This window comes from Bradyrhizobium sp. McL0615, from assembly GCF_049993905.1.
Classification (GTDB): Bacteria; Pseudomonadota; Alphaproteobacteria; order Rhizobiales; family Xanthobacteraceae; genus Bradyrhizobium.
This window is the reverse complement of sequence record NZ_CP188254.1, coordinates 7936618-7951921: the sequence shown is the minus strand read 5'-3', so window position 1 is coordinate 7951921 and position 15304 is coordinate 7936618. Positions and strand designations below refer to the sequence as shown.

Sequence of the window (15304 nt, the reverse complement as noted above, 5' to 3'; positions counted from 1 at the left end):
TTTCGTTAGTGCTCTTGGCGGCAAAACTTGGCCGCTAGAGCGGCGTGATCTGGACATGCAGGACGGCAGCGATCCCGCCGTCGACAGCGGCGAGGCAGCGATCGACGGCCGCGGCGAGGTCATCCGGCTCGCTGACGAATTCAGCGTGCGCGCCGAACGCGCGGCCGATATCGGAGAAGTTTCGCTGCTCGCCCTGGCGGCCCGAGCGCAGTTGCGATTGAAACGAATTGGTCTCGGCGGCGACGCCCTTTGGATAAACCCGCTGCACCGACGACTTGACCGCCTGCCAGCCGCCATTGTCGAGCACCACAGTCAGAATCGGAATTTGATATTGCTGGGCGACCGCGAATACCGAATCCGGCGAGGAAAAATGAAAGCCGCCGTCGCCGATGATCTGCACGATGCGTCGCTCCGGCTGCGCCAGCTTCAAGCCCAACGCCATGCCGCCGCTGAAGCCAAGCCCGCCGCCGGCGAGGCCGACATAGCTTCCCGGCCGCGTGCGGCGGATGTGCTCCTGCAACAACGGCGCATTGCGGATGGCTTCGTTGACCACGATATCGTCCTGCGACAGCGCGCGGTTCAAGGTCGCAAACAAATATGGCGCGCTGATCGCCCCTGATGCGCCCTTGTTCGCGGCAGCGGCGGTGCGCCGCTTGTCCGCGGCCTCGCGGGCACTGCTCCAGCCGGCAATGCGGTCGAGGACGCGCTTGCGATAGCCGTCGTCCGCGCGCGCCGCGACCACTTCGAGCACCTGCCGCAGAACGGTCGCGCAATCGCCCTGGACCCTGATGTCGGTCGGAAAACCCCACATCGGGAAATCCGACTTCAATGGATCGATGTCGATCTGGATCCAGTCGATGGCTTCGACGCGTTTGGCGTATTGCGGCACAAAGGGCACGTCGGTATCGAGCAGCAGTCCGACATCGGCCTGTTCCAGCAACGGCGACGGATCGAAGCCGGCGAAGCACGGTGAATCCTGCGAAACATTCAGATCGATCGAATTGAACTCCGCGATCCGGATGCCGCAGGCAAGTGCTAGGCGCTCCAGCGCCGAGACCGCCTCGGCATTGCGCCCGAGATAGGCCGTCAGCGCGATCGGACTTTCCGCCGCCATCAATCGCGTGGCGATGGCATCGACGCGAGCAGGATCGATGCCGCCGGCCGCCACGCCGCCATAGCGCGCGGGATTGTAGGCCGGCATCTGCGCGTCGTCCCATTCCTCGGCCAGCGTCTCGCGCGGCAGCATCATGTAGACCGGTCCGGGCGGATCGCTGTGCATGAAGGCGCCGGCGCGGGCGAGCGCTTCCTTGACCACGACGCCGGAGGGCAGCGAATACTCCCATTTGACATAGGGCCGCACGATGCTGGCGATGTCGAAGGGATCCTGCACGAAGTGTACGTAAGTGTCGCGCGATCCGGTCAATTCGCCATGCAGCGTGAAGGGGGCGCGTCCGGCGAACAGCATGACCGGCAGCCGGTACCGAAACAGGTTCTGGATCGCCATGCAGGCATTGGCCGTCCCGGCGTCGACATGCACGAACACCGCCTGTCCCCTGCCGGTCGCCAGCGCGTATCCGCCGGCCATGTGAACGGCGACGATCTCGTGCGGGCAGAGGATGACTTCCGGATGCTTGCGGCCTTCGCGGTCCCAGCGCGCGATCTCCTCGATCAGCGAGACATGATCGGTGCCGAGATTGGCAAAGATATAGTCAACGCCGAGGTCGACGAGTCCTTCGAGGAAATAATGCGCGGCACTGTGACGGCTCACTAGCCTTCTCCTTGTTTTCCTTGTCGGCCTTCGGCCTGTTCTTGTTCAACGACAGAGCTGGCGCGATCTGTCAGGGGTGGCCACCGACCGCGCGACGGATGATGCCGGCGGCGTCTGTCACATCGCCGTCCGAATCCCAGGCGACAAACTGATCGGGCCGGACCAGCACGAGCGCCGCCTCGTAGAATTCCCGCGCTTCCGCGGTGTCGTCCCTGACCAGCTTCAGTGGTACGCCGCTGGTCTCGGCGGCGCGCCTGATCGAGGCGGTGGCGGCATCCGGCGCGCCGAAATCGAGCAGCGTAAATCCGTCACCCAGTTCCTCGAAGACATTGCGGCCTGACGTAAGTTGCCGCGGCGCCAGATGATGGCCGGCGCGCGCAGCGAATTGATGCGACCCGATCGCACTGCAGGCAGCACCTGGCGGACCTGCGACGATCGAGGAGCCCTCGTAATTCGGCTCGAACGAATTCACTTCCGAACGCGCGCCGGACGAGCGCGCCTGCCATTCGGCTTCGAACGCATCCTTGTCGGTGGCGGGATCGAACTTGCCCAGGAATTTCCGGTCGCTTTCGATCGCCTTCTCGATGAAATCCTGCGCGGTCGATGCGAACACCGGGCGCCGTTCCTCGCCGTAGGAATCCAGCAGGTGCGCTCCGGCCCAGCCTTGCAGCGCCGCCGCCAATTTCCAGCCGAGATTGGCGGCGTCTTCGAGGCCGGTGTTGATGCCGTAACCGCCATAGGGCGGGTGGCTGTGGGCGGCATCGCCGGCGATGAAGACGCGACCGATGCGATATTGATCCGCGATCGCGACGCGCAGGTCCCAAAAGCCGATGTGCTCGAACTCGACATCGAATTCATCGCCGACCGCGCCATGCAGGAGGCCGCGGAAATCGAAATTGTCTTTTGTCGTGCCGAGCGGCACCGGCGCGTGAAAGAACCAGGTGGTGCCGAGATCGACGCGGCCGAAGAACTTCCAATAGCCCTTCAGCTCCGGATGCAGCACATTGTAGAACGACTTGTTGGGAAAGCGCTCGAGCAGCCTGTGCAGGCCGGTCGAGCGGAACACCAGCAGCACCATCAGCCGGTCGTGATCGGTCAAGGTCTGTGGAATACCGGCGGCCTCGCGGACCAGCGAGCGGCTGCCGTCACAGCCCACCACATAGTCTGCCCGCAGCACGCGCTGCCGATCGGTGTTGCGCTCGGCAATCGTCACCTGCACGCCCGCGGCGTCCTGTGCGATGCCGGAAGCACCCCAGCCATAAATAGTCTCGACGTTCGGCAACTGACTCAGGCGCTGTCGCAGCACGGCCTCGGTGGCGTATTGCGGCAGCCGTTCGTTGTCGGTGAAGTAATAGGGCCGCACCAGCTCGCGCTGGAGCCAGTCGTACCGGTAGCCGCTCAGCAGGGTGCCGTAGGACGTCATGCCGCCGATGCCGTAGTTCGGCGGGATCGTTCGCGCCGCCCGCAACTCCGCCTCCGCGCCCCAGAAGTAAAAATGCTCGAGGGTGCGCTGGGTCAGGTTTTGACCCTTCGGGATCGGCTGCGGGCTGACGTAGCGCTCGACCAGAACGCAGTTGACGCCGCGCTGGCCGAGGTCGATCGCAAGACCAAGGCCAACCGGCCCGCCTCCGACAATGACGGCTTGCGTGGCTGATACGGCGGGCATGTTCATTTTGGCTTCTTGCGATGGGCTGTTTGGCGCGCGGGCGGCGGAAAATGAGAACAGGTCCGGCCACGAGTCAAGTATAATCTCACAATATAAGATTTTGCCTCATGTTTTCCCGCCGGCCTGATCGGCCGAAATCTGCGACGCCACGCGCCGGACCTCGGCGCCGATCTGATCGATCTGCGCGCCGGTCACCAGATTGCCGGCAATGGTGACGCAGACGCTGGCGATCGGGGAATCGCGATCGTCGACGACAGGCGCGGCAATGCCGACGGCGCCGGGGGTGACCTCGCCATAGGCGACGCAAAAGCCGGCCTTGCGGACCTTCCTCAGGCTTTTCAGGACATCATCGGCGGTGTCGCCGAGACCAACCGCGCGCAGGTCGGCGAGATTACGTTCGATCAGCGGCAGCAGGCGCGGTCGCGGCAGCAGCGCCAGGATCGAGCGCGCGATCGCGCCGCGCCCGAGCGGCATCGGCCGGCCGCGCGGATAGGAACTGATCGGGTTCTTGGTGGAGGATTCAGAGGCAACGCAAAGAATCTTGTTGCCGTACCAGCGCAAGACCATGGCGGTGCAGGAATGGTCGGCCGTCAGCTGCTTCAGGTAAGGCCCGCCGAGCAGCACCAGCGGGTCGGAGCGGCGCGTCAGATAATCCATCTCGACGACCTTCGGCCCCAGCGTGACGCCCGAGTTGCGGGTCGACATCAGGAAGCCGGCGTCTTTCAGGATCTTCAGATAGCGGTAAAGCGTCGGCCGGCTGTAGCCGAGCTCGCGCATCAAATCCTCAGGCGTCCATTCCAGCCGCTCCTCGGAAAACACCTCGAGGACCGCCAGCACCCGTTCCAGGCTGTTCTTCGGCTTCATGCCTCACGCCGCATGGTCTGACTTCGCTCCAGCTTTGGCGCGGCGCGCGTGGCCGCTTTGGACAGATACTTTTTCCGATTCGGCAGAATCAACCTTGAACTGCGCGCGATCGCCGCATAATACATCATAATCTCATATTAAGAGATTTTAACAAAAAAGTCCGCGGGCTGGCTGGCTGGTGGCAAATCACAGGAGGAAAGCGTGGCGATCGATTCCGCAAGCGGCATGCATTCGCGCCGTACGGTGCTGGGGATTCTCGCCGCAGCCGTTGCCCCCATGATGCCCGGTCTGGCTCACGGGCAGTCGCAGCAGCCCATCCGGCTCAACGTCCCCTTCTCGCCGGGCACCGGGCCTGACCTGCTCGCGCGCATCCTCAGCGAGGAACTGCGGCAGCGCTGGAATCACCCGGTCATCGTCGAGAACAAGCCCGGCGCCAGCGGCAACATCGGCACGCAGGTCGCAGCGCGTACGGCGCCCGATGGCCAGAACCTGCTGGTGACCGTCAATACGTTCGTGATGAATGCGAGCCTTTATCCGACGGTCCCCTACGATCCGGAGAAGGATTTCGTGCCGATCGCCGAGATCGCGACGGGTGCGTTGGCGCTCGTCGTTCATCCTTCGCTTGGCGTCAGCACACTGGCGGAGCTGATCGCACTTGCCCGCAGCAAACCGGGCGAGATCAACTATGCGTCTCCCGGCCGCGGCACACCGCAACATCTCGCCATGGAGCTGTTCAAGCTCACGGCGCAGATCAACCTGACGCACATTCCCTATTCAGGGTCGGCCGGCGCGATAAAGGATCTGGCGGGCGGACACGTCTCGGCCATGTTCCTGCCGGTCCACACCGCGCTTCCGCTCGCAGAGACCGGACAAATCCGCATCCTGGCCGTGGGCAGCCAGAAGCGAACGCCGCAGGCGGCAAATGTGCCGACGCTCGCCGAACTCGGCGTCACCGACTTCGATGTCGATCTGTGGTACGGCGTTCTCGCGCCAGCCAATACGCCGAAAGAGATCGTCGATCGCTACAATGCGGTGTTCAACGAGATCCTCGCGGAGCCGAACGTTCGCGCGCTTCTCGGCAAGCAGGGCTTGATCGCACAAGGCGGCCCGCCCCAGCGCCTGGCCGACCTGATCGCCAAGGATCGTCCGCGCTGGGCCAAAGTCGTCAAGGACGCGCAGATCACGGCAGAGTAGGGCAACGCTAGCCCCTGAGCGTCCGGCTGATCCTGGTCACCACCGCGTCCCACTGGCGCTTTTCGGCGACGGGATAATTGATCATCACGCAGTTCATGCTGCCGTTGCCTCGGTTGCAGCGATTGTACCAGATGCGGTCGTTGCGAATGCTGGACACGACAAAGAAGTCGGACGTGACCCGCTTGTAGACGATCCCGGCGGGTGGTTGCATTTTGCCGAGGAAGGTCGCGGGCGAATCGTTTGCGGGATTGGCAACGGACTGTACCGTCAGGTCGGCGCGGCGGTCCTCGGTGAAAAACCGCCGTCCGGTGCCTCCGCCGTCGGGCGCTCCGGCGTCGCTGGTGAAGATCGAGACCGGCATGTCGACGCTGGTCCCGGTGGACGGGATCACGTAGCGCCGCCACTCGGTGTCGCCGGCAAGGGCGAACTGCGGAAGGAATCCCAACAGGATGACAGCAGCAGACAGGCACGGCGCACGCATGGATCGATCTCCGGTTCGCTCGAGTCGAGACAATCGAATCGATCGACGTTCGTTCCAGCTCCGGACATTTCTAGGGCCAGTGCCGCTGATATGCCTTCCGCGCGATGTACCGAACGTCAGCTTGGTGCCGAGCGCGATGCCCGAGCCTGGATAGCTGCCGCCCATCCAGGGGTGGCAGTGCAGCGCATCCAAATTCGGTCTTGGATGTAAATAAATAGAAGACACTCTGTACTAGAACAACGAAAGATTGTAAGTAAGGTTTTTATATATTCATTAGTACGGGGCGCGGGCAGCGACGACCTCAGTCTTCAACGCTCTTGTTTGCTTGCGTCCCCCCAACGGTTCGAATTGTTCTGTCAGCGGAGCAAGCCATGGGGTTTAGAGTAGCGAAAAGTCTTCTTGCATTGCGCGATCAGGTCGATGCCTCGGCGCCCCACCGCGATAAATCAAGCGACGGCACGATCGGCGATCCCTCGCATCAGTCGAGGAAATCCGATCACAATCCCAACGCCAGCGGCGTCGTTACGGCGATGGATATCACCAACGACCCCGCGCACGGGGTTGTTGCCCGCGATATTGCCGAAATGCTGCGGATCTCACAGGATTCGCGCATCAAATACGTAATTTCGAATCGGCAAATTTTCAGCAGTCAAAATTCTCCGTGGCAATGGAGGCCATACACAGGCACCAATGCGCATGAAAAGCATGTTCATGTTTCGGTAGTTGACGTCCCGGCTCTTTACGATGACACGCAGCCGTGGAGCGTGGACGTTCTGGCCAAGACAAGCGCGCTGCCCGCGGCACCGGCAATCGGCCAATTCCATTTTTCCAATATCGTAGCCACGGTATTCGGTGGGCATGCCGATCCCAATACGAGCGCCTATGACGGGCATCTCATTGACGATCACGAAATCGGCGTCGCTTTGCCTTCCCGCTTCTTCGGCGGCCGGCCAAAAGTGCGTGTAACCAACCCCGCCACGCGCAAGGCAGTTGAATGCAGCATTGTCGACGTGGGTCCATGGAATACGAACGATCCATACTGGGAGACGAACGGCCGCCCTCAGGCCGAGAGCGGTACGGACATGTCCGGACGAAGGACCAATCTCGCGGGAATTGATCTGACGCCGGGCGCTGCAGTTGCGCTTGGGATCGCCGGCAAGGGCAAGATCGACTGGGAGTTCGTCGCTTCCACCGCTGCGGCTCCGCAAGCCGCGGCAGGGCTGGCCAGCCAGCCGCAGATGATACCCCTGCTTGTCACGTTGCTTCAGGCGTTAGCCAAGAATGGAGGAAGGAAGATGCCAATCCCGGCAGAGGATGTCAGTGCTTTATTGCAGCAGATTCTCAAGCTTCTTTCAGCCACACCGGTTGCGCCGACACCGGTTGCTGCGCCAGCCTCTCCGCCTGCGAGCGAGGCTGACGATGCGATGAAGAGGATCATCGATATGATCGCCGGCGTCATCGTTCCGGCGGTCTCGGGCAAACTTCCTTTGGGACAAGTCAACGGGGCGCTTGGTCAGGGCATCGGCAGCGCGCTGGACGGAAAAAAGACAGCTATCGGCATCTTTGGATCGCTGCTCTCGACCATCTTGCCGGCGCTGACCGCAGCCCCGACTGCCGCTCTTCCTGGAGGTGGCCTGCTCAGCGGTATCTTGCCGACGGCCCTCGGAGCCAGTTTGCCCGGCCTAGGGCTGCCCATTTTCCTGGCGATGACCGTTTGGGGTATCCTTGGCAAAGTCGAGAAGTGGAATCAGGGCAACGTGCCGCTGTCGAAATAGCAGGCGATAAGTGACGGTTTGTCTTTCGGGGAGGCGCCGGTCTACCGAAGCCGCTCCGAGGAACGTTCGCCCGCGATGTGCTTGCCCGCGATATATCCGAACGTCAGCGCGGGCCCGAGCGTGATGCCGGCGCCGGGATAGTTGCCGCCCATGATGCTCGCCATGTCGTTGCCGGCGGCATAAAGGCCCGCGATCGGCTGGCCATGTTCGTCCAGTGCGCGGGCGTGTTCGTCGGTCCTGATGCCGGCATAGGTGCCGAGATCGCCGATGACAAGCTTGATCGCATAGAACGGCCCGTCCTTGATCGGCGCGACGCAGGGGTTCGGGCCGTGCAGCGCATCGCCCTGATAGCGGTTATAGGCGCGCGAGCCCTTGCCGAAGGCGGGATCGCGCCCTTCCGCGGCTGAAGCGTTGAATTCGGCGACCGTTGCTTCGAGCCCTTGTCGGTCGATGCCGGTGCGGTCGGCGAGTTCGGCCAGCGTGGCGCCACGCTTGAGATAGCCGGTCTTGAGATGATGGCCGAGCGGCATCGGAAACGGTGGTACGCAGCCGAGGCCATATTTTCGCAAGACGCGGTGATCGCACAGGAGATACGCCGTGATCTCTTCGTCGGGCTTCGCCGCTTGCACCATCGCCTGCACGAAATCGTGGTAGGAATTGCCTTCGTTCGTAAAACGCCTGCCGTCGCGCATCACGGCGATGACGCCGGGTTTGGCGCGGTCGATGAAATGCGGCATCACGCCTTTGCTGCCGTCCTTGCGTTCGGTGATCGAGACCGGCACCCAGGCCGCGGCGTTCGGCAAATTATCCTCGATACGGCCACCCGCGCCCTCCGCCAGGCGCAAGCCGTCGCCGGTGTTGCCGGCAGGGCCCGGCGAGAAATGCTCGGCCCCGCTGGGCGCGTGCGGGAACATCGCCTTGCGCCTCGCGGCATCGTGCGGGAAGCCGCCGCAGGCCAGCACGACGCCGCGCCTTGCATTGACGCGGATCAGCTTTCCCTGGCGTTCGACGACCGCGCCGCGCACGGCGCCGTCCTCGACGACGAGCTCGTGCACCGGCGATGACAGCCACATCGGTATCTTCAGGTCGAATGCCGATTTGGCGAGGCGGCCTGCGAGCGCATTGCCGTTGGTCAGCGTCATGCCGCGGCCGTGGCGCAGCACGTCGATGGCATGCTTCGACAGGCGTTTTGCGACATAGATCGCCGAGGTCAGCGATTTGGTCGCGCGCATGAAATGGACGATGTCCTTGCCCGATCCCAGCATCATGCCGAACACGGTGAGTTCGGGCAGGGGACTGCCGAGGGTCTTGACGTGCTCGCCCAGTTCACGGCCGTCGAACGGCCGCGTCACCATCGAGCGGCCGCCCTGCGCGCCGCCCGGGGCTTCGGCGTGATAATCCGGAAAGGTCAGCGGCATGTCGAAGCGCACCGCCGTTTTGGTCGTAAAGAAATCGACCGCCTCGGGACCTGCGGAAAGAAACGCGTCGACACGAGCGGCATCAAAGCTGTTGCCGGCTTCGTGGCGCAGATAGGTCCGCGCCTGTTCAGGGCTTTCCTCGATGCCCCAGGCCTTCGCCAGCGAGGTGCCGGGAATCCATAGCCAGCCGCCGGAGCGCGCGGTGGTGCCGCCGAAGCGCGGCTCCTTCTCGACAATGAGGACGTTGAGGCCATGATGCCCCGCGGTGACCGCTGCCGACATCGCGGCACAGCCGGAGCCCACCACCAGCACGTCGCATTCGAAGGTTTCTTGTTCGTTGCCCGCCACGCGCTCCGCCCTGCTTCCTTATTTCGGGGCGGACATTTGGATTGGGATGGATCGGCCTGTCAATCGCATCGGCGAGCGGCTTGCCCGGGAGTCGGCCAGAGTCTGCAGCCCTGCTGACCGTTGTTGCGAGAGCCGGAGGCTTGGATATGGAGCTCAGCTACCATGTCGAGGCAGCAACCGGATTGTATCTGATCGGATTGTATTCGTACTCCGTTTGCTTGCGCGTAGACGGACGGTGCCGATCTATCGCGGCGACATATCCGCTCAGGATATCGGAAGGCAGCGCGGCGGTCTCGGCGGTTGCCATTGCCCTGCGCAGGTTGTTCTGAAACGGCGCCGTCATGGCGATATAGCGCGCGCGATCGGTAGAAACACTGTTTCCGGAAACGATCTTGACAATATCCGCGAGCAGCCCGTCGTGCATTTCGATCTTGCACCGATCGACCAGAGGCAGCAATACGGTCGCGATGGCGGAAGGGTTTTTCTCGGGATAGTAGGCCGCTATCAAGATCACGGCACGAACGGTGCTGAATTCGGTGCTGCTGAGCATGCAGGAGGTTCCAGGCTTGCGCTCGGCATGCACGGCGTAGAGGTGGCGCAGCGCGGCCCAACTCTCGGAAAACTTGCGCGACCGGTCGCCATTGAACTCGTCCGCGCTCTTTGCCAGTTGCGCCATGAACGCATCGTGTCTTGCGACGTCGGTCGCAGCCAGTACCTCAAGCTTCAGCACATCATTGTTGAATTGCTGAAGCGTATCCCGTTCCTTTTCTTCCTGTTTGTCGGGTTCGGTCGCGAACCTGATCGCCGTCTCCGCCCACTGCGTGGCTTCCGCCGTCAGGCCGGCTGCTTTCAGGGCCTGGCTCATTTGCCAGATCTGGCGGATCTCGGCGGTTTTCGACGTGCGCGCCAGGAGGCGTCGGGCCTCGATGGCGAGCGCATTGGCGTCGTCCTTCCGCTCGCGCGCAAGGCATTCGATGAAATGCGGAGGGACCGGCGCGTCCTTGCCGGCCCGATGGGTCGAGACTTCCTTCAGCAACGGTCCGGCGAATTCGCACGCAGTGCCCCCACCGCGATCCTGCGCAACATGCGTTGCTTGTCCTCGGCGCCCGTTTTGGGATTGCATGCCGTTATGAGCGTGTTCAAAAACACAGCCTGTGTGGACTTGCCGATCAATGCGGCGGCCTCGGGGATGATGGAATCCCAGTTTTTGCAGTCCGGGTCGGTTTCGCCGACTTGTTTCATCCAGGTAAGACCATTGGTATTTTCCAGGGCGACCGCCATTGGAATCAACCGCCCAAGCAGGTACCGCTGCGATTCGCCGGAAAATGACCGGCTGACCATGTCGGCAATGGCCTGGAGCAGTTGCGGCGCTCCCAGGCCAGATGAAACGGGCGATGTCTGGACAAACACTTCCAGCGCCGACGCCGTGCCGACTGTCAGGTTGTCCACGGTCCGATAGGGTGGAACGGGGGCCGGCATTGGCGCCGTCAGCAGCTCGCCCAGATAGCCCGTGCGGTTCGTCAACACGAGTTCCCGCATCAAAAGCTGATAGGCTTGCGACCGGGTCTGTTTGTCATCGAGCTTTCCGGCGACGCCAAGCGCGCGATCGAATGCGATGCCGAGGCGGTGCGCGCGCACGATCGCATTGCCGGGGCTCTGGTCGTTCGCCAGATTTTGAAAGGCGGGGTCGTCAAGGCGCGCGAGGATGGCTTCGGCGGCGGCCAGATTGGTTTCCGGGTACACCAGAATGCGGTATCCGGCGCTGGCCAGTACCGCGACCAGCGCGACGATGGCCACCGCAACCATGGCCTTCGCCCAGATCAGCGCCCGCGGCGGGGATGCCGTCCGAATAGCCGGAGCCGTCGCGGATTCAGCTGTCCTGGCGGCCTCTATATGCGCCACGATGGCGTCGCAGATCGCGGGCTCTTCGAACATCGATGTGTGGATCAGGCTGTCTTCGTCATACGTGCCGGACATGATCGCGATCAGGGCGGCGACGTCGGCCTGATCGGACAGGGCGCCGATGCGATCGCGCAGCCGCGTGAGCACCGTGGCGCTGGCCGCGTCGGCGCGGGCCGTGATGCTGGCGATGACCTCCGCGGGGAGAGGGGTCGGACCCCGCGAGAACGGCTCCGGCGCGGTCGCAATCCGGCGTACAATCTGATCGACGATGTCGTCGCCTTGCGCGTTTTTCATCAGCGTCGACCAGGCGAATTCGTCGACCGGTCTGGCGAGCGGCTTGAGTGGCGAGAACAGCAGGCCTGCCAATCTGAGCCGCTGGCGCAACACCAAGTCGGGCGCCCTGATCAGCGTGGCCTTCAGGCCGGCCATGGCCTCGTCGTTCGGGTGCAGCAGGCCGAGCCACAGCGGTTCGTACCAGGTGGCTGCCGTTTGCAGCGCCCGCCGCTCGCGCGGATAGGTGATGAGAACACGGAACAAATCCTTGAGCGGAAACAGAAGGACGACCAGGAAGAACAGCGCTGTCGCGGCGGCGCCGGTCAGCAACGCGTAGTAAAGCCAATCGCCCACCGCCGCATGCAAATCGGACAACTCGTGACTGAGAGGTAGCCGGTCCATCAGCAGTTGCGGATTACGCCGCGGCGCCAGCACGGCCAGATCGTACGCGAGCTGCCAAAATCCGAAGAAGTACAGCACGACGATCGCGGCGACCGCGCCGAGCAGATGACGCAGCCAGGAACCGTCGGAGCCGAACTCGATGAAGGGCGTCGCCACGGTGGTCCAGCTTTTGAGGCCGCTCAGCCGCTTCCTCGCGCGCGTGGATTCCCTCAACGCATGCCAGATGACCGATCCGCCATGGCTGTGGCCGACCAGATGATAGGGTCTGCCCGGTTCGCCATTTTTGCCTTCCAGCTCCGAAAGACTCTCGAGTAACCGCCGCCCGGCGATCTTGCGTTCGCTTTCACGGTTCGGCCCCGTGCGTTCCTGGTCCCGCCACGTGAATGGTTCCACGACCGCATCGCCACCGAGCTTCTTGATGAGTTCGATGGCCAGCGTTGCTTCGGACTGCCACCAATGCGGCGGCTCCTTGCGCAGGTTTCCTGCAAACGTTCCATGGACCGTGATGACGACCGGCCCGGTAGTCTTTCTGTCGTTACCTTGGTCACTCGCAGGCATTTTTTTCCCGGGAAGCTGTCAGCAACACGATGAGTTCGTCGGTCCGCAATCCCTCCGGTCTATTTCACCGTGGCCCCCGGCAGCATCGCGTTCACGATCTTCAGGAGCTCTTCCTTTTCTTCGGAATAGACGGCGACGCCATCGCGGCCGTCGAGAAGCCGGCGCGCAATATGTTCGCCGAGCGCCCGGTAGGCTTCGAACTGCTCCTCGCTGAAGAGCTGGTCGAGGGTCGTCTCGTGAGGAAATTGCGGGTTGGCCTTCTTGTAGGCGATGACATAGTCGCTTTCGTCGCCGCTCAGCGATGCCTTGATGTAGATCAGCGCGCCCCTCTCGCGCTCGCCGCCCGGGATGAGGGGAGGGTAGCTGATCGATCCGAGGGCGACATGGGGCCCCGGCTGTTCTTTCAACGGGCCGTTCTTGATTTCATTCGTGACGGCCTGGGTTCGTATCCCGATCGGTTCCCAGTTCAGCTTGACGATCACGTTCATGTCGATTCGCGCGAAGCGCTCGACCTGGACAAGGGATCCCGAGTCGAAGTCGGGGTCGGCCTCGCCGTCGATCGCGATGATCAGCTTGCAGCGCCGGCGCAGCAACTCGTAGACGCCGAGATTGTCGATGTGGCCGCCATCGGTCAGAAAGACAAAGCCGTGCCGTTTCCTGAGCTCCTTGGCGTCCAGTTGCCCGACCGACATGCCGGTCTTCGAGAACGCCTCCTGCAACAAATAAGGGGGACGCGGGATGCGCCAGAACTGACGCTCTCCTTCGCCCTTGAGCCTGGTTCGGCGAAGGGCAATATCCTCCGGGTGACGAAGCCACCGGCCGAGCCGGACGTTCAACAGCGCGATCGTCGGCGAGAGCGGCCGTATCGAGGCCATTCCCATGTTAGGCGCTGCGGCTGCGCCCGAGATCGCCATTGCGGTGCCGATATTGAGGCCGTCCACGATCGCTTCGGCCGATTCGGTATCCACATAGCCGGTCGCCTCGCTGCCGATATAGTGGCGGCTGAACACGAAGAAATCCGCATTGCGCCCGCGGCGGTTTGCAAACGTCGAGCCGGGAACATTCAGCGCCGTGTTGATCAAGTGATAGGGGGCGCATGCGGCGTCGATCGCAGAGAGCTTGAAGGCATCGGCATAGTCGATCTCGTCCCTGACCGTGCCGTTTATCTTGCGCTTGATCAGGAACGCCTGGCCCAGCCGGTCGCGATAGAGCTGATGCAGCGAGTTGGAATTGACGCTCAGGATCGGCCAGAACAGGAAGAGTGCTGCGGCGGCGATTGCGAACGGGAGAAATGCGCCGCGGCAATACGCCGTTTTCTCGAAATACGTCTGCAGGAAACCGGGGGCATGCGGCCAGCCGGCGTGCAGGATGTCCTTGCGGTCGCAGTCCAGGCCGCTGCCGATGCCGGGACATTGGGAAATTTCCGTTCCCCAGTACGCCAGTTGCATCATGGCAAGCCAAAGCAACAGCGGGACGATGGCGGCGGCGAACAGCAGGACCGCCCGACTGGCCACTTTGCGCAGCAGGTCTCCCCAGGTGGCGCTGGCGCTGGTCGTCGCCTTCGATATCAGACCTTTGAGAAAGGGCAGCACCAGCAACACGAGCGGGCTGGCATACAGCGCCTTGGCGTTGTTGAAGACGAACTCGAAGAACTTGCCGGTGCTCGGCGCGGCGACGCTCGGGGCCTTGATCAGACCTTGCGATTCGAAGGTGAGCCGCAGCAGCGCGGCATGGATCTCGATCAGCACCGCCAGCATAGCCAGCACGAGAATGATGCCGGCGATTTTTGCGCCGCGCTGACGTTGCTCGATCGGCTTGATCGGCGACAGCGACACCCACACGGCGTACAGGATCAGCAGGGGCATCAGAATGAGGAGGATCAGGATGGTGAAGGGCAGGCGGGTGTGGCCCAACATCCCGGTCAGGTCGATCCAGAGGAAGCGGTTGGTCACCGGTTCCTTGGTGTCGGGATTGAGCAGCAGCAGGAAGGCGGCCGCGCACAACAGGATCGGCAGCATCACCAGCACGTTCATCGTGATGCCGCGGAGATAGATCACGATCGCGTGATTACGCTGGGCAGGCCGTTCTGCATCAGGTAGCGGGAATTGTCGCGAAGGTGACGGACTTCCGGCGTCTCGCGGCTCTCCTGATCGAGCCGGCCGAAGGGGAACTCGCCATGCGACGACATCCCGATCGTCAGCGTGGTGCCGATATAGCCGCCGCCGGAGACGGTCGAGAGATAATCCATCCGGTCGAGCGTCTTTTTTGATTGCAGGCCCTGCAATACGCCGAGGCAGAACGATGCGGAGCGGATGCCGCCGCCCGAGCAGGTGATGCCGGTAAGCTCCAGCGCCGTCGTGGGATCGGTCGCATTGTTGTCTTGCTTTATTTTCGTCGCACCGAGCTTGTTATGGCGGTCACGAATGGCGCCGAGCTCGGTCCGGAAAACATCCTTGAAGTTGACGGTTTGTGTCATCGACCGCCCCCAATGCTGATTTCGGAAACGCCAATTCCCTGTCGAAAATATTTCGCCCGTGAAGGGCCAAAAAACACGCCAAACCCTCTACGGGTGGCCGAACAACATTCTTTCTCCAGTTGAGTGAAATGACAAGTGGCGGATTTCACATTGTGCGAGGCCGCGTGGTCTTTATGCGC

The 15304-nt window shown here is 62.7% G+C and carries 11 protein-coding genes; 2 read left to right on the top strand and 9 right to left on the bottom strand.

Translation table 11 applies throughout. From position 1 onward, the window contains the following. Positions 1-34 precede the first annotated feature (34 nt). The 3 genes from ACPPVP_RS38300 to ACPPVP_RS38290 all read right to left on the bottom strand — a co-directional run bounded on the left by ACPPVP_RS38300 (position 35) and on the right by ACPPVP_RS38290 (position 4298). Entirely contained in the window at positions 35-1768 is a 1734-nt protein-coding gene (locus ACPPVP_RS38300; RefSeq protein WP_426528711.1) for a thiamine pyrophosphate-requiring protein, read from the bottom strand. A 70-nt stretch (positions 1769-1838) separates the two neighbouring features. Continuing rightward, on the bottom strand, positions 1839-3440 hold the full coding sequence (locus ACPPVP_RS38295; protein WP_426528710.1) for an FAD-dependent monooxygenase: 1602 nt from the start codon (positions 3438-3440) through the stop codon (positions 1839-1841). 99 nt (positions 3441-3539) lie between these two features. Further along, positions 3540-4298, bottom strand: a complete 759-nt coding sequence (locus tag ACPPVP_RS38290) for an IclR family transcriptional regulator (protein WP_426528709.1) — start codon at positions 4296-4298, stop codon at positions 3540-3542. A 201-nt stretch (positions 4299-4499) separates the two neighbouring features. On the opposite strand from ACPPVP_RS38290, the gene ACPPVP_RS38285 reads away from it, so the two are divergent. After that, entirely contained in the window at positions 4500-5492 is a 993-nt protein-coding gene (locus ACPPVP_RS38285) for a Bug family tripartite tricarboxylate transporter substrate binding protein (RefSeq protein ID WP_426528708.1), read from the top strand. A 7-nt stretch (positions 5493-5499) separates the two neighbouring features. Here ACPPVP_RS38285 and ACPPVP_RS38280 read toward each other — a convergent pair whose 3' ends face one another. After that, positions 5500-5973, bottom strand: coding sequence for a hypothetical protein (locus tag ACPPVP_RS38280; protein WP_426528707.1), 474 nt, complete (start codon positions 5971-5973; stop codon positions 5500-5502). A gap of 371 nt (positions 5974-6344) precedes the next feature. On the opposite strand from ACPPVP_RS38280, the gene ACPPVP_RS38275 reads away from it, so the two are divergent. Continuing rightward, the gene (locus ACPPVP_RS38275) at positions 6345-7748 is read left to right on the top strand and encodes a hypothetical protein (RefSeq protein WP_426528706.1); all 1404 of its coding nucleotides are present in this window, start codon (positions 6345-6347) and stop codon (positions 7746-7748) included. A gap of 41 nt (positions 7749-7789) precedes the next feature. On the opposite strand, the gene ACPPVP_RS38270 is transcribed toward ACPPVP_RS38275, so the two are convergent. The 5 genes from ACPPVP_RS38270 to ACPPVP_RS38250 all read right to left on the bottom strand — a co-directional run bounded on the left by ACPPVP_RS38270 (position 7790) and on the right by ACPPVP_RS38250 (position 15125). After that, a complete protein-coding gene (locus ACPPVP_RS38270; protein ID WP_426538277.1) occupies positions 7790-9448 on the bottom strand; it encodes an FAD-dependent oxidoreductase in 1659 nt (552 codons plus the stop codon). A gap of 223 nt (positions 9449-9671) precedes the next feature. Beyond that, on the bottom strand, positions 9672-10550 hold the full coding sequence (locus ACPPVP_RS38265; RefSeq protein WP_426528705.1) for a hypothetical protein: 879 nt from the start codon (positions 10548-10550) through the stop codon (positions 9672-9674). Next, complete coding sequence (locus ACPPVP_RS38260) at positions 10544-12649, bottom strand: hypothetical protein (protein ID WP_426528704.1); 2106 nt, start codon at positions 12647-12649, stop codon at positions 10544-10546. The genes ACPPVP_RS38265 and ACPPVP_RS38260 overlap by 7 nt, the downstream gene beginning before the upstream one ends. Positions 12650-12708: 59 nt before the next feature. Continuing rightward, positions 12709-14706 carry a hypothetical protein gene (locus ACPPVP_RS38255; protein WP_426528703.1) on the bottom strand — a complete coding sequence of 666 codons (1998 nt, stop codon included), beginning with the start codon at positions 14704-14706 and terminating at the stop codon, positions 12709-12711. Further along, positions 14703-15125: a patatin-like phospholipase family protein gene (locus tag ACPPVP_RS38250; protein WP_426528702.1), complete on the bottom strand. Its 423-nt coding sequence runs from the start codon at positions 15123-15125 to the stop codon at positions 14703-14705. Before ACPPVP_RS38250 ends, ACPPVP_RS38255 begins: the two co-directional genes overlap by 4 nt. Between the last annotated feature and the right edge of the window lie 179 nt (positions 15126-15304).

Coding starts and splice junctions, on each gene's coding strand:
- ACPPVP_RS38280 (WP_426528707.1), bottom strand. CDS start 5,973: ATGCGTGCGCCGTGCCTGTCTGCTGCTGTCATCCTGTTGGGATTCCTT.
- ACPPVP_RS38295 (WP_426528710.1), bottom strand. CDS start 3,440: ATGAACATGCCCGCCGTATCAGCCACGCAAGCCGTCATTGTCGGAGGC.
- ACPPVP_RS38270 (WP_426538277.1), bottom strand. CDS start 9,448: ATGTCGGCAGCGGTCACCGCGGGGCATCATGGCCTCAACGTCCTCATT.
- ACPPVP_RS38260 (WP_426528704.1), bottom strand. CDS start 12,649: ATGCCTGCGAGTGACCAAGGTAACGACAGAAAGACTACCGGGCCGGTC.
- ACPPVP_RS38290 (WP_426528709.1), bottom strand. CDS start 4,298: ATGAAGCCGAAGAACAGCCTGGAACGGGTGCTGGCGGTCCTCGAGGTG.
- ACPPVP_RS38275 (WP_426528706.1), top strand. CDS start 6,345: ATGGGGTTTAGAGTAGCGAAAAGTCTTCTTGCATTGCGCGATCAGGTC.
- ACPPVP_RS38250 (WP_426528702.1), bottom strand. CDS start 15,125: ATGACACAAACCGTCAACTTCAAGGATGTTTTCCGGACCGAGCTCGGC.